At 61.4% G+C, this 25,714-nt stretch carries 24 protein-coding genes; all 24 read right to left on the reverse strand.

Annotated features, from left to right (window positions below; translation table 11 throughout):
• Window positions 1-25 precede the first annotated feature (25 nt).
• The 24 genes from fliG to flgB all read right to left on the reverse strand — a co-directional run bounded on the left by fliG (window position 26) and on the right by flgB (window position 25,366).
• Window positions 26-1,045 (reverse strand): flagellar motor switch protein FliG, encoded by a 1,020-nt coding sequence (gene fliG / locus ACF8RA_RS04870; protein ID WP_003254434.1) that lies wholly within the window; start codon window positions 1,043-1,045, stop codon window positions 26-28.
• On the reverse strand, window positions 1,038-2,816 hold the full coding sequence (fliF, locus tag ACF8RA_RS04875) for a flagellar basal-body MS-ring/collar protein FliF (RefSeq protein WP_176685402.1): 1,779 nt from the start codon (window positions 2,814-2,816) through the stop codon (window positions 1,038-1,040). The genes fliG and fliF overlap by 8 nt, the downstream gene beginning before the upstream one ends.
• A 15-nt stretch (window positions 2,817-2,831) precedes the next feature.
• A complete protein-coding gene (fliE, locus tag ACF8RA_RS04880; RefSeq protein ID WP_176685401.1) occupies window positions 2,832-3,164 on the reverse strand; it encodes a flagellar hook-basal body complex protein FliE in 333 nt (110 codons plus the stop codon).
• 263 nt (window positions 3,165-3,427) lie between these two features.
• Window positions 3,428-4,783, reverse strand: a complete 1,356-nt coding sequence (locus tag ACF8RA_RS04885) for a sigma-54 dependent transcriptional regulator (protein ID WP_103462202.1) — start codon at window positions 4,781-4,783, stop codon at window positions 3,428-3,430.
• Window positions 4,783-6,000 carry a PAS domain-containing sensor histidine kinase gene (locus ACF8RA_RS04890; protein WP_176685400.1) on the reverse strand — a complete coding sequence of 406 codons (1,218 nt, stop codon included), beginning with the start codon at window positions 5,998-6,000 and terminating at the stop codon, window positions 4,783-4,785. Before ACF8RA_RS04890 ends, ACF8RA_RS04885 begins: the two co-directional genes overlap by 1 nt.
• A gap of 140 nt (window positions 6,001-6,140) precedes the next feature.
• Window positions 6,141-7,616 (reverse strand): transcriptional regulator FleQ, encoded by a 1,476-nt coding sequence (fleQ, locus tag ACF8RA_RS04895; RefSeq protein ID WP_176685399.1) that lies wholly within the window; start codon window positions 7,614-7,616, stop codon window positions 6,141-6,143.
• 168 nt (window positions 7,617-7,784) lie between these two features.
• Window positions 7,785-8,078 (reverse strand): flagellar protein FliT, encoded by a 294-nt coding sequence (locus ACF8RA_RS04900; RefSeq protein WP_370844654.1) that lies wholly within the window; start codon window positions 8,076-8,078, stop codon window positions 7,785-7,787.
• Window positions 8,079-8,094: 16 nt separating this feature from the next.
• Entirely contained in the window at window positions 8,095-8,496 is a 402-nt protein-coding gene (gene fliS, locus ACF8RA_RS04905; RefSeq protein WP_061304368.1) for a flagellar export chaperone FliS, read from the reverse strand.
• Window positions 8,497-8,623: 127 nt separating this feature from the next.
• The gene (gene fliD, locus ACF8RA_RS04910) at window positions 8,624-10,012 is read right to left on the reverse strand and encodes a flagellar filament capping protein FliD (protein ID WP_392461869.1); all 1,389 of its coding nucleotides are present in this window, start codon (window positions 10,010-10,012) and stop codon (window positions 8,624-8,626) included.
• A gap of 83 nt (window positions 10,013-10,095) precedes the next feature.
• Window positions 10,096-10,452 (reverse strand): flagellar protein FlaG, encoded by a 357-nt coding sequence (locus tag ACF8RA_RS04915; RefSeq protein ID WP_392518850.1) that lies wholly within the window; start codon window positions 10,450-10,452, stop codon window positions 10,096-10,098.
• Window positions 10,453-10,528: 76 nt separating this feature from the next.
• On the reverse strand, window positions 10,529-11,974 hold the full coding sequence (locus ACF8RA_RS04920) for a flagellin (protein ID WP_209967377.1): 1,446 nt from the start codon (window positions 11,972-11,974) through the stop codon (window positions 10,529-10,531).
• A gap of 394 nt (window positions 11,975-12,368) precedes the next feature.
• Window positions 12,369-13,298, reverse strand: a complete 930-nt coding sequence (locus tag ACF8RA_RS04925) for a ketoacyl-ACP synthase III (RefSeq protein ID WP_392518851.1) — start codon at window positions 13,296-13,298, stop codon at window positions 12,369-12,371.
• 499 nt (window positions 13,299-13,797) lie between these two features.
• Window positions 13,798-15,360 (reverse strand): flagellar hook-associated protein 3, encoded by a 1,563-nt coding sequence (locus ACF8RA_RS04930; protein ID WP_176685393.1) that lies wholly within the window; start codon window positions 15,358-15,360, stop codon window positions 13,798-13,800.
• A gap of 13 nt (window positions 15,361-15,373) precedes the next feature.
• Window positions 15,374-17,416 carry a flagellar hook-associated protein FlgK gene (flgK, locus tag ACF8RA_RS04935; RefSeq protein ID WP_176685392.1) on the reverse strand — a complete coding sequence of 681 codons (2,043 nt, stop codon included), beginning with the start codon at window positions 17,414-17,416 and terminating at the stop codon, window positions 15,374-15,376.
• A 12-nt stretch (window positions 17,417-17,428) separates the two neighbouring features.
• A complete protein-coding gene (flgJ, locus tag ACF8RA_RS04940; RefSeq protein WP_176685391.1) occupies window positions 17,429-18,583 on the reverse strand; it encodes a flagellar assembly peptidoglycan hydrolase FlgJ in 1,155 nt (384 codons plus the stop codon).
• Between the two features lie 11 nt (window positions 18,584-18,594).
• Window positions 18,595-19,704, reverse strand: a complete 1,110-nt coding sequence (locus ACF8RA_RS04945; RefSeq protein ID WP_370844649.1) for a flagellar basal body P-ring protein FlgI — start codon at window positions 19,702-19,704, stop codon at window positions 18,595-18,597.
• A gap of 12 nt (window positions 19,705-19,716) precedes the next feature.
• Complete coding sequence (gene flgH / locus ACF8RA_RS04950; RefSeq protein ID WP_103462191.1) at window positions 19,717-20,412, reverse strand: flagellar basal body L-ring protein FlgH; 696 nt, start codon at window positions 20,410-20,412, stop codon at window positions 19,717-19,719.
• A gap of 36 nt (window positions 20,413-20,448) precedes the next feature.
• Window positions 20,449-21,234: a flagellar basal-body rod protein FlgG gene (flgG, locus tag ACF8RA_RS04955; RefSeq protein ID WP_176685389.1), complete on the reverse strand. Its 786-nt coding sequence runs from the start codon at window positions 21,232-21,234 to the stop codon at window positions 20,449-20,451.
• A gap of 47 nt (window positions 21,235-21,281) precedes the next feature.
• Window positions 21,282-22,022 carry a flagellar basal-body rod protein FlgF gene (gene flgF / locus ACF8RA_RS04960; protein WP_103462189.1) on the reverse strand — a complete coding sequence of 247 codons (741 nt, stop codon included), beginning with the start codon at window positions 22,020-22,022 and terminating at the stop codon, window positions 21,282-21,284.
• A 160-nt stretch (window positions 22,023-22,182) separates the two neighbouring features.
• On the reverse strand, window positions 22,183-22,374 hold the full coding sequence (locus ACF8RA_RS04965; protein ID WP_176685388.1) for a hypothetical protein: 192 nt from the start codon (window positions 22,372-22,374) through the stop codon (window positions 22,183-22,185).
• 70 nt (window positions 22,375-22,444) lie between these two features.
• Window positions 22,445-23,767, reverse strand: a complete 1,323-nt coding sequence (gene flgE, locus ACF8RA_RS04970; RefSeq protein ID WP_176685387.1) for a flagellar hook protein FlgE — start codon at window positions 23,765-23,767, stop codon at window positions 22,445-22,447.
• Between the two features lie 28 nt (window positions 23,768-23,795).
• A complete protein-coding gene (gene flgD / locus ACF8RA_RS04975) occupies window positions 23,796-24,497 on the reverse strand; it encodes a flagellar hook assembly protein FlgD (RefSeq protein ID WP_176685386.1) in 702 nt (233 codons plus the stop codon).
• Between the two features lie 12 nt (window positions 24,498-24,509).
• Complete coding sequence (flgC, locus tag ACF8RA_RS04980) at window positions 24,510-24,953, reverse strand: flagellar basal body rod protein FlgC (protein ID WP_012051596.1); 444 nt, start codon at window positions 24,951-24,953, stop codon at window positions 24,510-24,512.
• A gap of 2 nt (window positions 24,954-24,955) precedes the next feature.
• Complete coding sequence (gene flgB / locus ACF8RA_RS04985; RefSeq protein ID WP_021785151.1) at window positions 24,956-25,366, reverse strand: flagellar basal body rod protein FlgB; 411 nt, start codon at window positions 25,364-25,366, stop codon at window positions 24,956-24,958.
• Between the last annotated feature and the right edge of the window lie 348 nt (window positions 25,367-25,714).

Below are 25,714 nucleotides of genomic sequence, written 5' to 3' on the forward strand. Positions count from 1 at the left end.
CGTCGGCTATGGGGTCGCGAATACCTTAGATCATTTCCTCGGCGCCCTTGCCGCCGAGCACGATCTCGCCGGCCTCGGCCATGCGCCGGGCAATGGTGAGGATTTCTTTCTGCGCGGTTTCCACGTCGCTGACCCGTACCGGCCCCTTGGCCTCCAGGTCGTCGCGCAGCAGCTCCGAAGCACGTTTGGACATGTTCTTGAAGATCTTGTCCTTGACCCGCTCGTCGGCGCCCTTGAGCGACACAACCAACACGTCGGAGGACACTTCGCGCAACAGCGCCTGGATGCCCCGGTCGTCGACGTCGGCCAGGTTGTTGAAGACAAACATCAAGTCTTCGATCTGCTCCGACAGGTCGCTGTCGATTTCGCGGATCGCGTCCATCAGTGCGCCTTCCACCGAGCTGTCGAGGAAGTTCATGATGTCGGCAGCACGCTTGATACCACCCAGGGTGGTGCGCGCGGCGTTGGAGTTGCCCGAGAACTGCTTCTCGAGGATCTGGTTCAGCTCCTTCAGCGCCGCCGGCTGCACGGTGTTCAGCGATGACACGCGCAGGACGATGTCCAGGCGCACCTTGTGGTCGAAGTTGCTCAGCACTTCACCGGCCTGGTCCGGGTCGAGGTAGGCGACCACGATGGCCTGGATCTGCGGGTGCTCGTAGCGGATCACGTCGGCCACGGCACGCGGCTCCATCCACTTGAGGCTGTCCAGGCCGCTGGTATTGCCGCCGAGCAGGATGCGGTCGACCAGGCCATTGGCCTTGTCCTCGCCCAGGGCCTGGTTGAGCATCTTGCGGATGTACGCATCAGACCCGACACCCAGGCTGGTCTGGTCGCCGACGATGTCGACAAACTCGCTCATCACCTGTTCGACCTGGTCACGGTGCACATTGCCCATCTGCGCCATGGCCACACCTACCCGCTGCACTTCCTTCGGGCCCATGTGCCGCAGCACCTGGGCCGCATCGGTCTCGCCCAGCGAGAGCAGGAGGATCGCCGCCTTGTCGACGCGGCTCAGCTTGGCGGTAACGGCTCGGTTATCACTCATCGGCGTTGATCCAGTCTTTCACGACCTGGGCCACACGGCCCGGGTCTTCGGCCACCAGGCCTTTGATTGCGTTGAGCTGTGCCTCGTAACCCTCGCTCGGGCTAGGCAGCAGAATGCTTGTCGGGCCACCCAGGCTGACGCGGTCGTTGGCCAGTTCGCCATCCAGACCCATCATGCCGCCCAGCTCCATGTCGCTATCCGGGGCAGCCTGCTTGCCGCCCCCGGTAATGTTGTTCAGCACTGGCCGCAGCACGCCGAACACCAGCACCAGGATGAACACCACGCCCAGCACTTGCTTGACGATATCCCAGAACCACGGCTGCTGGTAGAAGGCGATGTCGGCGATTTCCTCGCCACGGTCGGCGGCGAACGGCACGTTGATCACCGTCACGCTGTCGCCACGGCTGGCATCGAAGCCGACTGCGTCCTGCACCAGGCGGGTAAAGCGCGCCAGGTCCTCGGCGCCCCATGGCGCACGTGTGGTATCGCCAGTGGCCGGGTCGATCTTGACCTGGTCGTCCACCACCACCGCTACCGACAGACGGGTCATGCGCCCCTGCTGCTGGCGAGTGTGGCTGATGGAACGGTCCAGCTCGAAGTTCTTGGTGCTTTGCTGACGTTTGTCTGACGGGTACGGCGCGAGCATCGGCTGGCCGGTGGCCGGGTCCATGATCTGCTGGCCGTTGGCATCCACCAGCGGTTGGCCAGGCTGAATGGCAGCAGCCGGGGTAGCCGCGCCACCGGTGGTCTGCGGTGCCGAAGCGGCGCCTGGCGGCTGGTTGCTCAGCGCGCCAGGCACGCCTTGCGGGCCTTGGCTGCTGGCACGCTGTTCGTCGACTGACTGCTCGCTGCGCAACGCCGGCTGATCGGGGTTGAACTGTTCGGAGGTGGACTCGACCGTGCTGAAGTCGAGGTCCGCGGACACTTCGGCCTTGTAGCGGTCGTTGCCCAGCACCGGCTGGAGGATATTGTGCACGCGCTGGGTAAGCATGCTTTCCACCCGGCGACTGTAGTCGAACTGCTTGCCAGCCTGGGTCAGCGCGGAATCCTGAATCTGATCGGACAGCAGGTTGCCCTTCTGGTCGACGACGGTGACCTGGGACTTGTCCAGTTCCGGCACGCTGGTGGCGACCAGGTTGACGATGGCCATCACCTGCCCGGCTTCCAGTGCGCGGCCTGGGTACAGCTCGACCAGTACCGAGGCGCTGGGCTTGCGTTCATCACGCACGAACACCGAACTTTTCGGGATGGCCAGGTGCACACGCGCGGCCTTGACGTTGTTGAGGCTGGAAACGGTACGGGCCAGTTCGCCTTCCAGGCTGCGGCGGTAGCGAGTGGTTTCCATGAACTGGCTGGTGCCCAGGCCCTGCTCCTTGTCGAGCAGCTCGAAGCCGACATTGCCGTCGCTCGGCGCCACGCCGGCGGCTGCCAGTTTCAGGCGCGCACGGGAGAGGTCGTCGGCCTTGACCAGCAGGGCCCCCGAGTTGGGCTCCACGTTATAGGGGATGTCAGCAGCGGCCAGGGTGTCCATGACCTGCTTGGTGTCCATGCCCGACAGGCTGCCGTACAACGGACGGTAATCGGGTTGTTGCGACCACAGCACCACGGCAAAGCCGATGGCCACGCTGGCCGCCAGGCCGACCATGAGGCCGATCTGGCGCAGCATGGGCATCTGCGAGATATTTTCCAGAAACGCCATGCCAAACAGCGGCGGCTTGGCCGCTGGCGAGCCAGCTTTGGCGGGGGCGTTTTCGACGACTGCTTCAGCCATGGGTTACATCCGTCCTCAAACCGGCATCTGCATGATGTCCTGGTACGCCTGGACCAGCTTGTTGCGTACCTGGGTCATGGCTTGCATCGACACGCTGGCCTTTTGCGAAGCGATCATCACGTCAGTCAGGTCGACGCCGCTCTTGCCGATTTCGAACGCGTTGGCCAGTTGGGTCGAGGCCTGCTGCGTCTCATGCACCTTGCCGATGGCCTGGCCGAGCATGTCGGCGAAGGTACTTTGCCCCGGCGCCAGCTCTGGGGCAACGGTTGCCTTGGGCAGCGACATGGCATCGGCCTGCATGGCCCGCATGTCCAACATCAGACGATTGAATTCAACACCTTGGCTCATGACCCTTCTCTCTCCTGCGGCCGCATTTTTTTGACAGTCATGCGGCGAATGACCTACCTAAAGCAACAAAGGTGCCAGCCTTCGCGACTCATTTCCCAGGGATCACACGATTCCTGTGGGAGCGGCCTTGCGTCGCGATAGGGGCGCGAAGCGGCCCCAGGTCTTCAGCTCCGCCGCAAAGATCGCCGGGGCCGCTTTGCGCCCCTATCGCGACGCAAGGCCGCTCCCACAGAGGTCCGCGCCAGTTACAGATGATTTGCCTGTCAGCCGAACAGGCTGGCCTCGACGTCAAACCCGGCATCGCGCATCTGTGCCAGCTTGTAGCGCAACGTGCGCGGGCTGATGCCCAGGCGTTCGGCCGCCTCTTTGCGGCGGCCGCGTTCGGCGCGCAGGGTGTCGATGATCATCTGGTACTCGTGGCGACGCATGTCATCCCCCAAGCCGCCAGCATCAGCAACCACCTCAAGAGATGGCTCGGTGCCAGCCGACAATGGAATGGCGCCTGCCAGACAAAAATCCGCCGCCTCGATCACGCCCCCCTGCTGCAGAATCAACGCCCGCTGCAGGGCGTTGTCCAGTTCGCGCACGTTGCCCGGCCAGGCATATGCCTGCAGGCAGGCCCGAGCCGCTGGCGAGAGGCGCACCGGGGCATGCTTCATCTTGGCCACATGGCGCGCCAGCAGGCGCTCGGCCAACTGCAGGATATCGCCCGGCCGCTCACGCAGCGGGCGCCAGGCCAGCGGGAACACCGACAGGCGGTAGTACAGGTCTTCGCGGAAGCGCCCGGCCGCCACCTCGCCGGCCAGGTCGCGGTTGGTGGTGGCCAGCACCCGAATGTCCAGGCTGATCGGCTTGCGCCCGCCTACCCGCTCCACCTCGCGCTCCTGCAGCACACGCAGCAGCTTGGCCTGCAAGGCCATGGGCATTTCCGAGATTTCGTCGAGCAGCAGGGTGCCGCCTTCGGCCTGCTCGAACTTGCCTGCCTGAGCCGCGATAGCGCCGGTGAAGGCGCCCTTCTCGTGGCCGAACAGGGTGGCCTCAAGCATGTTGTCGGGGATCGCCGCGCAATTGATCGCCACGAAGGGCTGCGCCGCACGCGGCGATTGCTGGTGAATGTAGCGCGCCAGCACTTCCTTGCCAGTACCGGACTCGCCGGAAATCAGCACGGTCGAGTCACTGCGCGCCACACGGGCCGCCAGCTCCAGCAACTGGCGACTGGCCGGCTCGCAAGCCACCGGCCCTTCTTCGCCGGTGACCCGCCCGGCGGCATGCCGCTCCACGAGGCTGAGCAGCGCCTTGGGCTCGAACGGCTTGACCAGGTAGTCGGCGGCGCCTTGACGCATGGCCTCGACCGCACGCTCGACAGCAGCATGCGCCGTCATCAACAGCACCGGCAACTGTGGCTGCTGGCGGCGCAGCTGGCTGAGCAACTGGTGCCCGTCCATACCGGGCATGTTGACGTCACTGACCACCAGACTGAACGCGTCATCCAGTACGGCCTCCAGCGCTTCTTCGGCACTGCCCACCGCCTGATAGGCGAACCCGCCGATTTCCAGGGTATCGCCCAGCGCCTGGCGCAATACGCGGTCATCCTCGACCAGCAGCACCTTGATTGCCATTACACCCCCTCCGCCAATTGCCCGTCGATCAACGGCAGTTCTACCCGCACGCAGGTACCACGGCCGACTTTCGAGCGCAGGTTGATCGTGCCCTGATGCGCACGCACCACCGCCTTGACCACGGCCAGGCCCAGGCCGGTACCGGTGGCCTTGGTGGTAAGGAAAGGCTCGCCCAAACGGCCGAGCAAGCCTGCATCGATGCCGCTGCCGGCATCGCTGACACACAGGTGCAAGCTACGTTCGCGGCGGTACAGGTGCACCTTCAGCCGTGCCGGGCCATCGCTGGCCTGCAGGGCATTTTCAATCAGGTTGAGCAAGGCGCCGACCAGAGTGTCGCGGTTGCACAGCAACTCGCCCAGATGACTGTCGCACTGCCAGCGCACGGCATGCCCCTGCACATGTGCCTGGGCCGCCTGTTGCAAGGCCTGGAACAGCGCTTTCGGGGTCACCCGATCCCCCAGCGGCAACTCGCCACGGGCGAACACCAGCATGTCGCGCACCTGGTGTTCCAGCTCGTGCAGGCGCTCCTTCAAGGTCGCGGCGAAGCGCTGGCGGGTTTCCGCGCTCAGCGCTTGCTCGCTATCGGCCAGGTGGCTGGCATACAGCATGGCTGCCGACAGCGGCGTGCGAATCTGATGGGCCAGCGAGGCAACCATGCGCCCCAAGGACGACAGCCGCTCGTGGCGAGCCAGTTGATCCTGGAGGCGACGGGTTTCAGTCAGGTCGTTGAGCAACACCAACTGGCCAGGCTCGGCATCCAGCGAGCGGGTGGCGATCGACAGGCGGCGACCGTCGCGCAGCGAGACTTCGTGGCCGTCGTCCTTGCGCGGGGCAAAGCTACGGGCGATCACCTGGCGCCACAATTGGCCGATCAGAGGCTCACCGAGCAACTCGCAGGCGGCCGGGTTGGCTTCGCGCACCAGGCCCTGGCCGTCGATCACGATCACCCCGCCGGGCAGCAAGTCCAGCAGGTTCTGCAGGCGGTTGGCCAGGCGTTCCTTCTCACTCAGTTCGTCGATGCGCTGGGCGCTGACCACGGCCAGCTCACCCTTGAGCTCACTGACCCGGGCTTCGAGCAGGCTGTAGGACTGGCTCAGCTGGCTGGACACCTGATTGAACAGGGCAAAGGCTTGCGCGATACCCTGGCCGCTGTCCTGCGCGACCGGGGTTTGCCCCTGCTGATCAGGGGCTCGTGATACGTGGGCGGCCTGGGGCATCGTGCTCTCTCGCGTGGCTGACCGTCATAAAAACGGTGTGTTGCCAGCGGTGTAGCAATAGCCGTGCCGGAGATAGGGATTTGTGCCGGCCTCTTCGCGGGCTTGCCCGCGAAGAGGCCGGCATAGGCAACCGCCAGGCTTCAATCTTCCGCCTGTTCCTCGCCGCCCTGGCGGCTCATGCCGTACTTGCGCATCTTCTCGACCAGGGTGGTACGGCGAATACGCAAACGTTCAGCCGCGCGCGCAACGATACCGTTGGCATCGTCCAGCGCCTGCTGGATCAGGCCCTGCTCCAGGCTACCCAGGTAGTCCTTGAGATCCAGGCCTTCGGGCGGCAGCATGGCGTGGTTGCTGAAGTTTGGTGTATGGCCATTGATCGCCACGCGCTCTTCAAGGTCGCTGCGCAGGCTGTCGACCATCTGCTCGTCTTCGTCATCGACATAGCGGAATTTCTTCGGCAGTTCCGACACGCCAATGACCCCGTACGGGTGCATGATCGCCATGCGCTCGACCAGGTTGGCCAGCTCGCGCACGTTGCCCGGCCAGCCGTGACGACACAGCGACATGATCGAGGCGGAATTGAAGCGAATGGAACCACGCTTCTCGTGCTCCATGCGCGAAATCAGCTCGTTCATCAGCAACGGAATGTCTTCCACACGCTCACGCAGCGGCGCCATTTCGATAGGGAACACATTCAGGCGGTAGTACAGGTCTTCGCGGAAGGTACCGTTCTCGATCATGGTTTCGAGGTTCTTGTGCGTCGCAGCGATGATGCGCACGTCGATGCTCTGGGTCTTGTTGCTACCCACGCGCTCGAAGGTACGCTCCTGCAGCACACGCAGCAGCTTGACCTGCATCGGCAACGGCATGTCGCCGATTTCGTCGAGGAACAGGGTACCGCCGTTGGCCAGTTCGAAACGCCCGGCACGGCTGGTGATGGCCCCGGTAAAGGCGCCCTTCTCGTGGCCGAACAGTTCGCTTTCCAGCAGCTCGGCCGGGATCGCGCCACAGTTGACCGGCACGAATGGCGCTTCGCGGCGCTTGGAATGGTAGTGCAGGTTGCGCGCCACCACTTCCTTGCCGGTGCCCGACTCACCCAGGATCAGCACGCTGGCATCGGTATCCGCCACTTGCTGCATCATTTGCCGCACGTGCTGAATGGCACGACTGGTGCCAACCAGGCTACGGAACAGATTGGGCTCGCGCTGGCGACCGCGCTCGCGCGCCTGGTCATACATTTCGCGGTAGACCTGGGCACGGTGCAGCGAATCCAGCAGTTGGCTGTAGCTTGGCGGCATTTCCAGGCTGGAAAGCACCCGACGGCGAAGGTCTTCCGGCAGCTCGACAGAAGAAATTTCACCTAAAAGCAGAACCGGAAGGAACTCATCCCAGGTAGCCACTGTCTTAAGCAGCCCAAGCAGATTGCCCGGAGCATTTACGGTGCCGATGAGCACGCACAGCACTTCGCGGCTCGAAGACAATGGCTCGACCGCCTGCTGCCAGTCATGGCTGGCACACGCGAGGTTTTCTTCGCCGAGGAAGTTCAGCACCACCGCAAGGTCGCGGCGGCGCGCGCTGTCGTCATCGATCAGCAGAATCTTGGTTTCACGCCACATGCAATAGCAACTTCCCTAGTCATATCGGCGCCCTGCAGGGGCGTGCTCGACATCATTCCGACTGAATGGTCAGTGTTCGGACGTCTGAAATTCGAAAACAGCCACTAGTAAAGTCAAAAAGGCCCATACAGTCAAATTTATGGCGCCTTTTGTTAAGTCGTGCGCATCTTAACTGAAGAGATGGTAAACCTTCGATGCATTTTTCGCTTGATTGATCTGCATCATCTCTTCGGCAATTGCCTGGCGTTCACCGGTTGTCACATCGATCAGATTGCGGTAGAGCCGCAGCACCCCTTCCAGCTTCTCGCGCAGCAACGCCTGATCCATCGCATGGGTTTCCAGCACCTCGTCGATGCACGCGCGGCACGCCACATCCAGCTTGGCAATGGTTTCCCAGTCACGCTCCCCCAAGGCCCCGATCAGGGCATCGCAGGTGTCATCGAGGCGTTGCAGTGCGGTCACGGTAATCTCCTTGCCATCAGCTGGCAGGCTGGGCGTCGGCAATGCCGTCCCAGCCACTTTTCACGGTAATCAGCAGCTGGGCAACTTCGTCGATAATGCCGGCATCGTTGTCCACATTGGCCTGCATCAGGCGATTGGTCATGTAGACATAGAGGGCGTCGAGCTTTTCGACGTACTCTGGGTTTTCGCTTTTTTCAGGCGACAAGCCATCGCGCAAACCGATGATGATGTCGATCGCCTTGCCCAGCATCAGACCCTTTTCCGCAATGTCGCCACGCGCCATCGCACCCTTGGCCTGCGCCATGCGATCGAGGCCGCCCTCCATCAGCATCTGCACCAGGCGATGGGGCGTGGCTTCGGAAATCTGGGCATGGGAATTGACCTTCTGGTACTGACGAAGGGCTCTCATGGGATTCATCTTGCGACCTCGTGACGGGCAGGCTTAAGGGGGAGATATTCCTTGTATCGGGCAGGCGGCGAAAAACTTTACCGACCGATGACATGAAGCCCGGCATCTTGCACGGACTTCATGCAAGGTTCACGGATCAATCGTCGCTGTTCGCCTTGTTCAGTGCGTTGAGGGTGCTCAGCACCGAGTCCTGCTGCTGACGCAACTGAGTGACCAGGGTATCCATGTTGTTGTACTTGTCCTGCAGGCTCTTCTGCAGGGCTTCCATGCGGGCGTCCAGGGTTTCCTGCTCGGCCGTGAGCTTGGTCAGGCTTTCGCTCAGGACCTTGGAGCGCTCGGCGAGGGTGCCGGTTGCGGCCTTGGCGAATGGCTCGGTGACTTTTTGCAGGCGCGCCAGCAGGCCATCCTTGCCATTGAAAATACTAGTCAGGTCCGCCGCGTTGGTGGAGGCAACCTTGTCCCATTTCTTGTCGTCCAGGCTCAGCGCACCGCCATCCTGGGACGAACTGACACCAAAGGCAGCGAGCGATTTCAAGGTTCCGTTGCCCGATACCGCATTGAGCTCCTCACGAATGGAGGTCATCAACGTGCGCATCGTGGCATCACCCGTCAGCGCCGCGGCCGTCATGGTGCCATTGGCGTTCTTGGTGACCTTGGTTTCCTCATTCATCACGGCGAGCAAGGCATTGTAGGTATCGATGAAACCTTTGAGGCCCGACTTCAACGTTGTGGAACTGGTAGTCAGCGAGAGGATGGTCGCCGTAGGCTCACCACTGGTAGCGTTTATCGGTGAAACACCCACCAGCTTAATATTGAGACCACTGACAGCATCGGTGATGTCATTGGTCTTGGACTTCATGGCAATGCCGTCAAGGGTGTACTCGGCGTCCGTCGGCTCATCGACAACGGTATAGCCGGTATCGATGCCCGAATTACCGGAAAGGGTAATGTCAGAGCCCTCACCCATTTTCGTCGAGGTGACGATCAGACGAGAACCATTGGCATCCGTCAGCACGTTGGCACTAAGACCCGCTACACCGAACTGGCTATTGATGCTGTCGCGTACCTGCTGCAACGTGGCGCCGGCGGGAACACTCAGATCGAAGTCCTTGCCGTCCTGACTGATGGTCAGGGTAGTTGGCGTACTGCCGCTATTGACTACCGATCCCGCGCCATCTGCATACACTTTGGTCGAAACTTTTGACGCGGTCGCCAACTTGTCGACGATCAGCTTGAACGACCCGTTTGCCGCCCCAGTCCCCATGGTGACGGTCGCGACCTTTTCATCCGAAGACTTAAGGCTCAGGCCACCAAAGCTGTTGGAATCAGTCATGTTGGTCAAGGCGCCACGGAACGCATCGAGAGCCGCCTGGATCTTGCCAATAGAGGACAACGTGGTGGTTGCCTTCAGTGTTTGGGTATTGATCTGCGCCTGTTTCGGCGCCTTCTGCGCGGCCACCAGAGATTCGACGATCGCCTGGGTATCGATGCCCGAGCCAATACCGCTGACTGTTGTACCTGCCATCATTGCTCTCCTTGTTCAGTAGCTGCCGGATCCTTGGCGGATAAATCCATCAAATAATCGACAACAACAAAAATCATGCCAGCCTATGCCTGACCGTCGAACAGCAGGCTGCTGGCTTCACTGAGGCTCTGCGCCAATTTCAGCGCAGCTTCCGACGGAAGTTGCCGGATCACCTCACCGGACTGGGTAGCAATCACCTTGACTACAATCCGGCCCGTGGAATCATCAATGGAAAAGTCCAGCTGGCGCTGGCTCGACTGGACGAAATCACGAATTTCGCCAACCGCTTTTTCCAGGTCCTCGCGCGAGTGCGGCTGATTATCGGAGGCAGCGGCTTCCTGCACCTTGGCAGGCATAGCCGGGTCCCGCTCGCGATCAGCTCCTGGCGGATGGGGCAACACGGCCGGGTACACCTGGTTCAGCTTGACACTCATGTCCATGTTTCGAACTCCTCATGTCAAAAAGGGTGAAAGGGCACGTAAACGCACCCTTTCACCCTTCACTCAAGCGCCTGAATTACTGAAGCAGTTTCAGGACCGACGATGGCAGCTGGTTAGCCTGCGACAGGATCGCGGTCGAAGCCTGCTGCAGAGTCTGCTGCTTGGTCAGCTCGGCAGTTTCCGAAGCGAAGTCCACGTCCTGCACGGTGGAACGGGCAGCGGTGGAGTTCTTCTGGATGTTCTGCAGGTTGTCGACGGTGGTTTGCAGACGGTTCTGGGTAGCACCCAGGCCCGAACGGACGCTGTCGATGGAGCCGATCGCCTTGTCGATAACAGCCAGAGCGTTCTGGGCGTTGGTGGCGTCGGTCACGTCGGTTTCGGCGATAGAGGTCTTGGCCGAAGTCACAGCGGTGACACCAGTACCCGCGAACAGGTCTTCAACGCCAGCGCCGGTCAGCGAGTAGCCCTTGGCGGAGTCCAGGTTCACCGCGCCAGTGACGACCAGAGTGGCTGCGTCCAACGCGGCAGCAGTACCAAGTTTGCCCGAACCGTCTTTGGCGGCAACTTGGATACCTGCAACGGCACCAGGGTCGGCAGCAGTGAACTTGAGGTTTTCACCGGTATCGGACTTGACCGACAGAGTGCCCTTGGTCTCGTCATAGTTGACGCTGATACCCAGCTTGGCAGCGTTGGACTTCAGCTGGTCAGCAAGACCGGCGGTGTCGGTGACACCCACGAAGTCGACAGTCTGACCGCCGACTTCGAGTTTGAAGTTGGCGGATGCTGGGGTGGCACCGGCGATAGCCGCTTCGTCGATGGTGAACTCGACTTCGGTGCTTGCGGTAGCGGTCAGGCCACCTACTGCGCCGTTCAGGGTCTTGGCGATTTCCTTGGCGGAAGCACCAGCAGCGAGCGTGACGTCAGTGCTCTGGCCGTTACCGGTGATGGTGACAGCGCCACCTGCAATGCCGGTTGCATCTGGAGTGATGCCGACGCTCTTGACTTGCTGCGAGCCAATGCTCTTGGCCGAAACGTTGTCCAGAGTCAGGTTGATGGTTTCGTTGGCATTTGCGCCGACCTGAATGGCCTTGGTGCCGTACGAACCGTCCAGCAGCTTCTGGCCACCGAAGGTGGTGGTATCCGAGATACGGTTCAGCTCAGCGGTCAGAGCCTGGTATTCGTCGTTGTTCGACTTACGGTCGTCGGCGCTCAGCGAGCCAGTAGCCGAGGACAGAGCCAGGGTACGCATTTTCTGCAGGATGTCGGTCGAGGCCTGCATTGCACCTTCAGCGGTCTGAGCGATCGAGATACCGTCGTTGGCGTTCTTCACAGCCTGGCCCAGGCCATTGATCTGGCTGGTCAGACGGTTGGCGATCTGCAGGCCGGCAGCGTCGTCTTTAGCGCTGTTGATGCGCAGACCCGAGGACAGACGCTGCATCGAAGTGGTCTGAGCGTTGCTCGCCTTGGTCAGGTTGCCCTGGGTGGTGATCGACGCAATGTTGGTGTTTACAGTTAAAGCCATGACGAAATCCTCGTTGGATGGGTACTGCGGCTTCCGGCCTTGGCAACCGCCGGATTGGCCTAGAGAACCTTCGTAATGGTTATCGTCGGGTGGGCGGGTTGCTTGAGGGCTTTTTCAAAAAAAAAATACTGGCATGGGGCCAGCCCTGATAAATCAAGGGGTTAAGGGCGGTTTATTGGCGTCAAAAACTGTTCGAACTGGGCTGAATGCCTCATCCTGTCTGTAGGAGCGGGTTCACCCGCGAACACCGGCTAAGCCGGTGCCATAGACCGAGCAGCCTTCTTCGCGGGTGAACCCGCTCCTACAACGGGCTGCGTTAGGCAGAAGTTTATTTTTGGCAGAAAAAAAGCGCCGGGCGGTGGCCGCCGGGCGCTTTTGTGGGCTGACCGGGGGATCAGTCGCGGTAAAGGATGGCCGAGCCCCACGACAGGCCCACGCCAAAACCACTGATCGCCACGCGCTTCCAGTTGCCATCGAGCATGTGCTTCTGCAGCAGCAGCGGAACGCTGGAGGACACCGTATTGCCGGTTTCCAGCATGTCCTTGACGAACTTCTCCGGGTGTTGCTCTTCAAAGCGTCGCGCCACGGCGTCGACAATCGCCGCACTGCCCTGGTGGATACAGAAGGCGTCGATATCCGACGATTTCAGGCCGCTGGCATCCAGCAGCTCGTGCAGGTGCGCCGGCACTTTGACCAGGGCGAAGTTGAACACCTGGCGGCCATTCATGAAGAATTTGCCGTCGCTGACTTTCAGGTGCTCGGCACCGGAACCGTCAGTGCCGAAACGCGCCTGGCCCAGGTTCCAGACCGCGTTTTCACCCATCCAGGTTGCCGTGGCGGCGTCGCCGAACAGCATGGTGGTGTTACGGTCTTCCGGGTCGACGATCTTCGAATACGGGTCGGCGGTGATCAGCAGGCCGTTCTTCAGGCCTGCCGCTTCCATGAAGCCTTTGATCGCATACAGGCCATACACATAGCCCGAGCAGCCCAGCGACACGTCGAACGCCGCCACGCGGGTAGACAGGCCTAGTTTGCTCTGGACGATGGCTGCGGTGTGCGGCAGGCCTTCTTCGTCGCCGTTCTGGGTGACCACGATCAACGCATCGATCGATTGCGGATCAAGGTCGGGGTTGCTGGCGAACAGCGCCTGAGCGGCTTCTACGCACAGGTCGGAGGTTTCTTGCTCTTCGGCCTTGCGCGGCAGGAACGACGCACCGATCTTGCCGAACATGAACTCTTCGTCCTTGCCGAACTTCGCACCCTGAACGTAGTTGTCCAGGCCAGCGGTGGGCACGTAACTCGCAATGCTTTTGATGCCAATCATTCTGGCTTCCCAATGAAAACAGCCAAAGACCACCACTCGATGAATTGAGGGCGCCAAATACCGGAGCGGTCACCGCCAGGGGTTGTAGGCAGGGCTCGCCTGCGCACCGGTAACAAAATGCTGCAACAGCTGCTGCATAGAATACAGGGAAGATGAGCGTTTTGACTCATTGGTCACATTGAAATGCTACGAAAGCCGTGGCGAGGGTGTGGGGACTGGGGAATTTTTGGAATGACCGGGCGGGCACTGGACCCCGAATGATCAGCTTCGCAGCAGATATCGATGGGGCCGCTTCGCGGCCCTTTCGCGACGCAAGGCCGCTCCCACGAATACGCCACCTTCAGAAGAGAGGAGTACCGGGAATGCCCCAAGAAGCTGGACACCAATCCAACCCTTGGGAGCAGTCCAAATACCCCACCTTCAGGAGAGAGGAGGACCTGTGGGAGCGGCCTTGTGTCGCGATAGGGCTGCGCAGCAGCCCCAGGATCAGGCAGGCAGATCAGAGCTTGTTGAACAGGCTCAGCTGGGAAATACGCGAAAAGGCCAGCTGAGAGGCCTCCAGCATGGCCTGCTGCAAGGTCAGGGTGATGGCCGCCTGCGACATGTCGGTGTTGCCGATGGCGTTCTGGGTGGTCTTGTTGGCCAGCCCCAGGCTGGTGTTCTCCTGGCGTTGAATCTCGAGCGAGTTGCCGCGAGCACCGATCGAGCCACGGGTGATATCGACCTGCTCACGGGCACTGGCCAGGTTTGCAATGGCCGAGGCCGCCGCATCTTTCAAGGCATTCGCCGCGCCAGCACCGGTCACCGGCGTTTCCAGTGCCGCACGCAACTGACTGAGGGTTTCCAGCACGTTCTGGTTCTGGTGGGTATTGGCCGTGACCGCAAACTGGTCGCCTGCCTCCGGCGAACCGGACACCTGGTAGGTTACCCCGGCCACCGTCAACGACGGTGCCGTAAAGGTACCTTTGGCGACCGGCTTGCTGTCGGCCGTCAGCGGCTGGGCATAGAACTCGTATGCGCCCGGCCCCGTGAACTTGATCACCGCGCCATTACTGGGGAACGTACTGCGATAGGCGGCCTCGTCGGTCACGCTGCTGCTGGTGACCTGGGCGCTGGAGGTGTTGCTGCCGTTACGGGTGGTATTGAACGAGTCCGGGCGTGCCTCCAGGGAGAACTCGCGCCCGCCCACGGCGGCGTCGGCATCGGCACCCTCCTCCAAGGTCACGGTTATCTCGAACTCCACCCCACGCAGGGCAATCTTGTTGGCACCTTCGGTCTTGCTGTCGAAGGTACCGTTGGTAGGCGTTTCCGAGGTGATGTCATTGCCGCTGGCGTCAGTGATGGTGTACTGCGTCGCGCTGGTGAAGGTCAGCTTGTAAGGCTGGCCTGCCGTGAAGCTGTTGTTGTAGGTGGTGCTCGAGGTCAGCAGGCCAGACGACACCCCGACCACGCTATCGTCAGTCGCCGGCACCAACAGGGTCGACTGGGTACGGCTCTTGTTGCTGGCCGAGTCGAAGATGCTGAAACCGGTGTCGTTGGTAGCCAGGCTCAGGGTATCGGATACCTGCAGGCTCAGTTGGGTCTGGTCGCCGTGGTAGCTATAGGTGCCATCGGAGTTGCGCACATAGGGCGGCGTGGTGCTCTTGGAGCCTCCGAACATGTAGTCACCGTTGGCATCGCGCGAGTTGAGCAGGCCAAAGATGTTGGCCTCGATCTCTTTCAGCTCGGTGCCGATGGCCACGCGGTCAGAATCGGTCACCCCGGCGCCACCGGCACGGATCGCCAACTCACTGGCACGCTGCATGGCATCGTTGATGGTAGAGAGCACACTCTCTTCCTGCAGCAGCGAGTTGCTCACGGTGTTGATGTTGCCGCTGTACTGGTCCAGCAACGATTGCTGCTGTTGCAGCAGCAGCAGGCGTGCAGCACCGACCGGGTCATCGGCAGCGGTCTGGATACGGATACCCGACGTCACCTGGTCGTTGGTCTTGTTCATGCTGGAGAAGTTCTTGGAGTAGCTACTGGCGCTGGCCTCATAGAACTGAGCAGTGGAAATACGCACGATAGTCTACTCCTTACAAAGCGTTGATCAGGGTGCTGAAGGTTTCTTGCGCCGCCTTGATGATCTGCGAGGACGCCGTGTAGTAATGCTGGAACTTGACCAGGCTGGCCGCTTCGTCATCCAGGTTGACCCCGGACACCGCACTGCGGCTTTCGCTGGCAGACTTGAGCACCGCCTCGGTCGCGGTGCTGTCGATGGACGCCTGGTTCGCCTTTGCACCCACGCGTTCGACCAGCGAGGCGTAGGCCGAAGTGAAGCTGGTACCGCCGCCGGAGCCAGTGTTCACCGTCGACTTGGTCTGCAGGTCGAGCAGTGCCGTGGCGTTACGGTTGTCCGCCTTGCCGTCGGCATTAAACGACAGGGTAAAGCTGTCATTGGCCGCAGGGCTGCCGCCAATGGTGGTTTCGACGGCAAAGGTACGCGGGTTACCGCTGCCATCCAGAATCGGGTCGCCAGCCGCATCCAGCATCGGCACGGCGATGGACAGCTTGTTGTCCTGCCCCGGTACCACGCTGCCAGTGCCAATCTGGGTGCCCTTGGCATCGAACAGCTTGTAGCCCTGGGAGCCACCGCTGGCAGCGTCGAACACCACACGCACCGGCATCGAATCGCGAATCGACTGCTGGATCAGCGCGGTATCGGCACCGCCGTAGATGTCCAGCGACTCGCTCAGGGTCGGCTGGGTGATGGTGCCAGTACCGCTGTTGCCACTGCCCGAAGTAGCGCTGACGGGCCCGGCGAAGGCCAGCTTGTTGGCATCGGTCAGGGTCGTGGTAATGCTACCGGCAGCTGCACGGGTGGGGATGACCTTGAAGCTGTCACCAGCCGCCAGACCGCCACCCTTCAACGCCAGGCTGAAACCGTCGATCACGGGTGCCGGGTCGGCATTCAGGTCGAAGCTGCCCATGTCGGTGCCGTCGGAGCGGCGCACACTGTACTGGTTGGCGCTGGTGAACTTCACCTCGTAGTCGTAGGTGGTCAACGCACCGCTATTGGCAATGGTGACATCCAGATTGCCGGAGCCGGTACTGTTATTGGACGAGGCCAGGCTGCGTTGGGCCATGGCAGTAGCGCTGTTGATGCTGGAGAACAGCGAGCTGCCGAACTGGCCGTTGGCATCCAGGCCCTGCCCCAACTGGCTATTGATACTGTCGGCGACTACCAGGGCAACGCGACCAAGCTCGTTCATCGACGGCGTCAGCACGTCCTGACGATAACGCAACAGGCCGCCAATGGCGCCACCGGACACCACCGAGGTCACATCAGAGCTGAACGACTCGTAGTTGATGCGCAGGCTGGCCTGGCTCTTGTCTGCAGCGCCAGGCTCGACCGACAGGGTGTTGGCCTTGTTGCCGGTGACCAGCGACTGGCCGCTGCCCAGGTACACGTCATAATTGCCGTCACGCTCCTGTACCGTAACACCGACCAGCTCATTGAGCTGACGCACCGCTTCACTGCGCGCATCCAGCAGGCTGTTAGGGGTGTTGCCAGTGCCGCTGGCCGCGGCAATCTGCTTGTTGTACTCGGCAATGCTGGCGGTCAGTTTGTTGACCTGGCCAGCCATGGTGTCGAGCTGGGAGTTGATCGTGGCGTTCTGTTGAGTCAGCTGGGTGCTCACCGCATTGAAACGGTTGCTCAGGGTTTGCGCCTGGGTCAGCAGCAACTGGCGCGAGGCAACGTCACCCGGCTTGGCCGCTGCAGTCTGCAGGGCCGAGAAGAAGGCGGTAAGGACCGAGCTGATGCCGGTGTCACGGTCGGCCAGCAGTTTGTCGATGCTGGTGATCTGATCCTGGAACGTCAGCGAATCTGCCTGCAAAGAGGTGGCTGTCTGCAGTTGGTTGTCCAGGTAGGAGCTGTAGATGCGACGCACATCCGCCAGCGTGGTCCCGGTACCCAGGAAGCCTGCGCCAATGTTGTGCGAAGGCCCCGCCGCCTGAACTGTCTGCTGGCGTGAGTAGCCACTGGTCGCGGCGTTGGCGATGTTGTTACTGGTTACCGACAAGGCCGCCTGGCTGGCACTCAGGCCACTCAGGCCGATGGAAATCAGGCTCGACATGATTTAGTCCTTTTATAAGTTCGTGGTTCTGCCAGCCATGGCGTATTGCGGGGTTGACTGCATTTGCTGGGCAATGCTGATGATTTTCTTCGCATAGCCCGGGTCGGTCGCATAACCTGCCTTTTGCAGCTCTCTTGCAAACTGCTCAGGGTTATCGGCCGCATCCAGCGCACCTTGATAGCGAGAATTGCTCTGCAACAAGGTGACGAGGTCGTGGAAGCTGTCCTGGTACGAGTCGTAGCTGCGGAACGCCGCTGTTTCCTTGACGAACTGACCATCGCGGAATTCGCTGGTGATCGCCCGCGCCTGCTCGCCTTGCCAGTTGCCAGTGGCTTTGATGCCGAACAGGTTGTGGCTGCTGCTGCCGTCGCTGTTGCGCATCACCGACTTGCCCCAACCGGTTTCCAGCGCGGCCTGGGCCACCAGGTAGCGTGGGTCGATACCAATGCGCTTGGCGGCCTGCTCGGCCATTGGCAGCATGGTGGCGACGAAGGCGTCGCTGTCGGTGAAAGCCTTGTTCGGCGCCAGCGGCGGCTGGGCCACGGCGCGGCCGACAATGCGCAGGCCGTTGTCCGGCACGGCGAAGGCCTTGGCCACTTGCTGGCCGTCACGTGCAGGCACGGCGGCGTTGTTGGCGGTTTCCGCCGATGGCACGATACCGGCCAGGAGGCGGTCGGTGAGCTTGCTGGGCAAGGCCAGGCGCCGCGCGTTGAGTGCTGCAACGTCATTGCGGGTAGCGGACGAGGCCATGGTATGCACCGGCTCCGCCACCTTGTTGCCCCACAATGCCGGGCCACTGCTATCGACGCGCGGGAACGGGCTGGTATTGACCGACGCACTGCGGCCCTTGGTCAGCTGGCGCACCAGCACGTCCTGCAGGCCGATACCGCCACCTTCGCGGGACATGCTTACGGCCAGCTGCTGGTCGTACATGTCGCGGTACTGTTTGACCGTTTCAGTGTTCATCGGGTTGTCGTCGGCCAGCACGTCACTGGCCTTGCGCGAGGCCTTGAGCATTTCACTGATGAACAGCGACTCGAACTCCTGGGCCACCTTGCGCACATTGGCTTCGCTGTCGCGGTCGCCGTGCTTGAGGGCACTCAGGCGGTTAAGGTCGGTATAGGCGCCGCTGTCGGCACTACCGGATACCTGGCTTTTGATATTCATCCGTGCCGTCCTCAGATCACGATCAGGTCGGCCTGCAAGGCACCGGCCTGTTTCAAGGCTTCGAGGATCGCCATCAGGTCGCCGGGCGCTGCGCCCACCTGGTTCACCGCGCGGACGATTTCGTCCAGCGTGGTACCCGGGCCGAACTTGAACATCGGCTTGGCTTCCTGCTCGGCATTGACCCGCGAGCGTGGCACCACGGCAGTCTGGCCATTGGAGAAGGCCCCCGGCTGGCTGACGATCGGGTCTTCGGTAATGGTCACGGTCAGGCTGCCGTGGGTTACCGCCGCCGGCGACACCTTGACGTTCTGGCCGATGACGATGGTGCCGGTACGTGAGTTGATGATGACCTTGGCCACCGCCTGGCCCGGGTCGATTTCGAGGTTTTCGAGGATCGACAGATAATCCACACGCTGGCTTGGGTCCATCGGCGCACTGACCCGCACCGAACCACCATCCACGGCCTGGGCCACGCCAGGGCCGAGCAGGTCGTTGACCTTGTCCACGATGCGCTTGGCGGTCGTGAAGTCAGGGCGATTGAGGTTCAGAGTCAGGGTATTGCCCTGGTTGAAGCCGCTCGGCACCGCACGCTCGACACTGGCACCCCCCGGAATACGGCCAGCCGACGGCACATTGACAGTGATCTTCGAGCCGTCACGGCCCTCGGCGTCAAAGCCGCCCACGACCAGGTTGCCCTGGGCAATGGCGTAGACATTGCCGTCGATACCTTTGAGCGGGGTCATCAACAGGCTGCCGCCGCGCAGGCTCTTCGAGTTACCGATCGACGACACGGTAATGTCCACCACCTGGCCCGGCTTGGCGAACGGTGGCAGGTCGGCGTGCACCGACACTGCGGCAACGTTCTTCAGCTGCACGTTGCCGGAACCGGCCGGCACCTTGATGCCGAACTGCGACAGCATGTTGTTGAAGGTTTGCAGGGTGAATGGCGTCTGGGTGGTCTGGTCACCCGTGCCATTGAGGCCCACCACCAGGCCGTAACCAATCAACTGGTTGGAGCGTACGCCAGAGATGCTGGCAATGTCCTTCAGGCGCTCGGCCTGGGCAGCGAAGGCACAGGACAAAAGCAGGGTTGCGGCAATCAGCTGCCTTACGTTGAACATGGTCATCCGTACTCAGAAAGGCCAAAGCGGGCTGATGAAGAAGCGGTCCAGCCACCCGGGCTGGCTGGCATCGGCAAACGAGCCCGTGCCGGAATAGGTGATGCGCGCGTCGGCCACGCGGGTGGACGGCACGGTGTTGTCAGTGGCGATATCGTCAGCGCGGACCATGCCGGCAATGCGCACCAACTCTTCGCCGGTGTTCAAGGTCAGCCACTTCTCGCCGCGCACGGCGATGATGCCGTTGGGCAGCACTTCGGCCACAGTGACGGTGATCGAACCGGTCAGGGTGTTGCCCTGGGTGGCCTTGCTGTCGCCCTTGGTGGCACGCTCGCCGTTATAACCAGCCTCCAGCGACAGATCACCACCGCCGAACGGGTTGTTGGTGTTCGGTGTGCTGCCGAACAGCGAGGTCAGGCCAATATTGGCCGAGCTGTTCTTCTGGATCTGCGAACCTGCGTTCTTGCTGGCCGAGGTTCTCTCGTTGAGGGTGATGGTGATGATGTCCCCCACCCGGAACGCCTTGCGGTCGCTGTACAGGTTCTGCTCGAAACCGGCCTGGTAGATCGAACCGTTGTTGGCCGCTGCCGGCAATGGGGTGCGCGGCAACACCGGCGCATAGTACGGGTCGTTGGGCCGGGGCGTCGGCGCGACGCAACCTGCCAGCAACACCGCCCCCCCCAGGGCGAAAACGGACAACAGACGATTCATGACGCTTACCTCACGGGTGCAACTGAGTGACAGGGCTTAGAGCTGTTGGGTAACGAACGACAGCATCTGGTCGGCCGTGGAAATGACCTTGGAGTTCATCTCGTAGGCACGCTGGGTGGTGATCATGTTCACCAGCTCTTCCACGGTGCTGACGTTGGAGTTCTCCAGCGTCTGCTGCAGGGTAGTGCCAAAACCGTTCAGGCCTGGGGTGCCGACCTGAGGTGCGCCACTGGCTGCGGTCTCGAGGAACAGGTTGTCGCCGATCGCCTGCAGGCCGGTCGGATTGATGAAGTCGGCGGTCTGGATGTTGCCGATCACCTGTGCAGCCGGATTGCCGGCGGTGGTGATCGACACGGTGCCGTCCTGGCCAACAGTGAAAGTCTGCGCGTCGTTAGGCACGACAATCGCAGGCTCCAGGGCGTAGCCGTTGGCGGTAACGATCTGGCCGTCGGAGTTCAGGTGGAAGGTGCCGTCACGGGTGTACGAAACGGTGCCGTCCGGCTGCAGGACCTGGAAGAAACCACGGCCGTTGACTGCCATGTCCAACGGGTTTTCGGTGGTTTGCAGGCTGCCGGCAACGAAGCTCTTCTGGGTGCCCACAATACGTACACCGGTACCGACCTGCAGGCCCGAAGGCAGCTCGCTGTCCTGGGTAGACTGGGCACCAGGCTGGCGCTTGATCTGGTAGAGCAGGTCGGCAAATTCGGCACGATCACGTTTGAAGCCGGTGGTCGAGACGTTGGCCAGGTTGTTGGAAATGACCGTCAGATTGGTGTCCTGGGCGGACAGGCCGGTTTTAGCGACCCAAAGAGCCGGAAGCATGTAAGTTCTCCTCGTGCGCCTGTTTTACGGCACCCGTTCAAAAGTGATTAGCCGATTTGCAAAACCCGAGCCATGGCTTCGTCGCCTTCCTTGGCCGTGTTCATCATCTTGACGTGCAGTTCGAACTGGCGGGACAGCGCCAGCACCGAGGTCATTTCCTCTACAGCGTTGACATTGCTGCCTTCCACGAAGCCAGCCACCACCCGCACATTGACGTCTGCATCGGCCGGCTGGCCGGATGTGGTATGGATCAGGCCGTCCAGGCCCTTTGTCAGGCCTTTGGTGTCCGGGTTGACCAGTTTGATGCGATCGACCTCGGCCATCACCCGCGGGTCTTCACCCATGGAGCGGATACTGATGGTGCCGTCGGCACCCACTTCCACTTTCTGCTCGGGCGGGATGGCGATCGGGCCACCGTTGCCGATCACTGGCATGCCATTGCCGGCACGCAGCACACCGAGGGCATCGATGTTCAGGCTACCGGTACGCACATAGGCTTCGCTGCCGTCCGGCGCCTGCACGGCGATAAAGCCCTTGCCGGTCACCGCCACGTCAAGGTCGCGGCCGGTTTCGACCAACGGGCCTTCGCTGAAGTCGGTGGCCGGGCGTTCGGTCATGGCGAAGGCGCGCGCCGGAAAGCTGTCGCCGAACACCGGCATCGAACGGGCCTGCTCCAGGTCGCGCTGAAAACCGTTGGTGGAAATGTTCGCCAGGTTGTTGGCGTGGGCCTTCTGCGCCAGCGCGTTCTGGCTGGCGCCGGTCATGGCCACATAAAGCAACTTGTCCACAGTTTCTCCTCTGCGCGTAGTTACCGCGCTGTCACTGGGCTGGTTCAAAGCAATAATCGAACCAAGTCTGAAACTCCCGATTTACGGGGCTTTCAGCTTCGCGAGGGGCAATAACCGTCAGTTTGTCGGCGGAAGTTTGCCGCCTGCGGCAAGGGCTTGCTCAATGGCTGCGGCAGGCAGCGTTGTTGTAGGGGCCGGAATGGCGCACCCAGCCTTTGCCCGGGTTATGGGCCGAGCACAGGTAGCGGCCGGTGACCAGACTTTGCCATTGATAGAACGGGGCGGGGGCGGCAGGGGCCGGCAGTACCAGCACCAGCAAGGGGAACAAGGCCAATAATGACAACCGCTTCATTAACGTGAACCTTCAAGTTATTGGGGCCGCATTGCGGCCCCAATTACAGACATCACACCAACAACAATCATCAGGTCATCTGAATGATGGTCTGCATGATGGTGCTTTCGGTGGAGATGGTCTTGGCATTGGCCTGGTAGTTGCTCTGCGCCTTGATCAGATTGACCAGCTCTCCAGTCAGATCGACGTTCGAGTCTTCCAGTGCACCGCCGGCAATCTGACCCAGCGTGCCGGTGTCCGGAGCACCAATCACCGGTACGCCCGACGCGTAGGACTCTTTCCAACTGGTGCCGCCAATCGGTGTCAGACCCTGCAGGTTGGCAAAGTTGGCGATAGCCACCTGGCCGATCACCTTGTCCTGGCCGTTGGTGAAGTTGGCGAACATGTTGCCGCTTTCGTCGATGGTCAGGCCTGACAGCTCGCCAGTGGCAAAGCCATCCTGACTCTTGGCGGTGGTGGCGGAGGCGGCGTTGTACTGGGTGGTGCCAAGCATATCCAGGTTGACCCCGTCGACATTGGCGGTAGCACCGTTGGCGCCCCACACACCAGCAGCGTTCTTCTGTGCCGGGATCCAGTTGTCGAGCGTGAAGGTCTTGTTGGCCGCGATGGTCATGCCGCCCGCTACCGGGCCCGCATTCATGGCAGCTGTATCCAGGGTGCCATCAGACTTGAACGGCAGATTGTTGGCCAACGGCGTGGTCGAATTCGGGTCAGCCGGGTTGCGACCGTCGATGGTGGTGTACATTGTCCAGGAGTTGCTGGTGGCATCCTTTACAAAGTACTGGTTAAGCTGGTGCGCGTTACCCTGACTATCGTACACGTCGGTGTTGAACGTGTAGTTGTAGGTGCCCGTGTTGGTCGGATCGAATGGCGACTGGGCTGGCGCAGTAGCGGTAGAGTTGAGATTGACGTTCTCGGAGATACGGCCGGTCGGGTTCGGCGTCAGGTTCGAGGTGTCGATCTGCAGGTTGGTCAGTACACCCTGAATGATCTTGCCGTTGTCATCCACGGCATAGCCTTGCAGGTTGGCGCCCGACGAGCTGACCACGTAGCCATCCTTGTCGCTGTAGAAAGCACCGGCACGGGTGTAGATTTTCGAGCCGTTGTCGTTCATCACGAAGAAGCCGTTGCCATCAATGGCCATGTCCAGCGCCTGGCCGGTGCCGTTGATGTTACCCGGAGTGAACATCTGCGACACGGCGGCAGTCTTCACGCCGGTGCCCACTACGTTCTTGCCGGCACTCGTGCCGCGAATGGAGTTGGAGTACTGGTCGGCGAACTCGGCACGCGACGATTTGAAGCCGGTGGTGGCAACGTTGGCAATGTTGTTGCCGGTAACGTTCAGGGCCTTGTTTGCTGCATAGAGGCCGCTAAGGCCGATATTGAAAGACATGTGTAACTCCTGTCGTTTTGCTCAGGCCCTAGATGCCGATGCTTTGGATTTTGGAAAGCGCAACACTGCCCAGCCCAGCCAGGTTGAGCGTCATCTCCGAACCGTTGGCCCCCATGGTCACACTGGTAACCGAGGCCGGCAGGTTGGTGGTCATGGCCGTGGCCTTGCCATCGATCGAGGCAGTGGCCTTGAAGGTGTAGGTCCCGGCGGCCGCGACCTCACCGTCATCGTTCAGGCCATCCCAGGTAAAGTCGATGCTGCCACCCTTCTGGGTACCGAGCTCGATGGTACGCACCAGCTTGTCGTCCTTGTCATAGATCCCCACCGAGGTGGAGGTACTGGACGACGTCAGGTTGACCGAGCCCTTCATGTCCTTGCTGGTATCGACCACGGCCTTGTCGGTCTGGACAATGACATTGCGCCCGACCAGCGAGGAGGCCTGCAAGGCCTGGGAAGATTGCAGCCCGGCCGCAATGTAGGTCACTGCGTCGTTCAGCGACTGCATGCTTTCCAGGCTGCTGAACTGCGCCAACTGAGCCACGAACTCGCCGTTTTCCTGTGGGTCGAGCGGGTTCTGGTTCTGCATCTGGGTAACCAGCAACTGCAAGAACGCGTCCTTGCCCAGCGCGCTGCCGGCGGCACCGGTAGAGCTGTCAGTCTTGGACGTCTGCTTCTGCAGCGAGGTCAGGTACGCGCTACCGACGTCCGTGGTGGAATTGGTGGTGGTCATGTCGGCTTCCTATCACTGCCCAAGGGTCAGTACTTTCTGCATCATGCTCTTGGCCGTGTTCATCAGTTCGGCATTGGTCTGAAACGCGCGGCTGGCGGAAATCATGTCAGCCATCTCCTCGACCACGTTGACGTTCGGGTAGTAGACGTAGCCGTCCTTGTTCGCCGCCGGGTGGTTCGGCTCGTAGCGTGCCTCCAGCGTGCTCTGGTCTTCGACGATGCCTTTTACCTGCACGCCCTGCCCTGCCTCGCCCTGGTCTTCGAACAGCGACTGACTGCTGCCGGCCTGGGCGTTCTGGAAGGTGGTGGCGAACACCGGGTGGCGGGCGCGGTAAGTCTGGTCGATGCTCGAAGACACGGTCTCGGCGTTGGCGATGTTGGACGCCACGGTGTTCAGGCGCGTGTTCTGTGCGCTCATGCCGCTACCGGCAATGTTGAAGACACTGGAAAGGGACATGATCATTCTCCCCGCAGGGCGGAAACCAGCCCTTTGAATTTACTGTTGAGCAAGGTGAAGCTGGCCTGGAAGCCAATCGCGTTTTCCGTGTAGTTCGATTGCTCGATCTGCGCATCCACGGTGTTCTGGTCGATCGACGGCTGCAGCGGCGTGCGGTACTTGAGGGTTTCATCGGCCATGGCCAGGCCCTCAGCCTCGATGTGCCTGCTGTTGGTACGGTCAAGACTGAAGCGGCCGCCGCTCTGCTGCTTGTCGCTTTCGGCTGCGAGCACCGAGGCAAAGTCCATGTCACGCGCCTTGTAGTTGGGCGTGTCGGCGTTGGCGATGTTGTTGGCCAGCACTTCAGCGCGCTGGGCGCGGAAGCCCAGCGCCTTTTCGTGAATACCAAGCGCCTTGTCGAAGCTGATGCTCATGTCAGGGAAACCTTCAGAGGTTGGCCGGAATTTCGTTGAGCAAGGTATAGCAAGGGCTGTGCCAACCACCGTAAAGCCCGTATTTATGGGGTTTGCCGGGAGGGTACTATCAGATTGATGCCAGAAAAGCGGCAAAGGCCTTCCGCCTGAGGTGACAAAAGCGGCAATTGATGGGCGGCAAAAGCGGCAAAACAAAAAATTGACGTCAGTGTTTTCCTGTGCGGGCCTCTTCGCGGGTAAACCCGCTCCTACGGCGGGCTGTGTCCAACCTCCGGTGTGTGTCCACCACCAATCTGTGTAGGAGCGGGTTTACCCGCGAATACGGTAGCGGCAGCAACGGTGAACGGC

The organism is Pseudomonas sp. FYR_5, assembly GCF_043106315.1.
GTDB classification, from domain to species: domain Bacteria; phylum Pseudomonadota; class Gammaproteobacteria; order Pseudomonadales; family Pseudomonadaceae; genus Aquipseudomonas; species Aquipseudomonas putida_Y.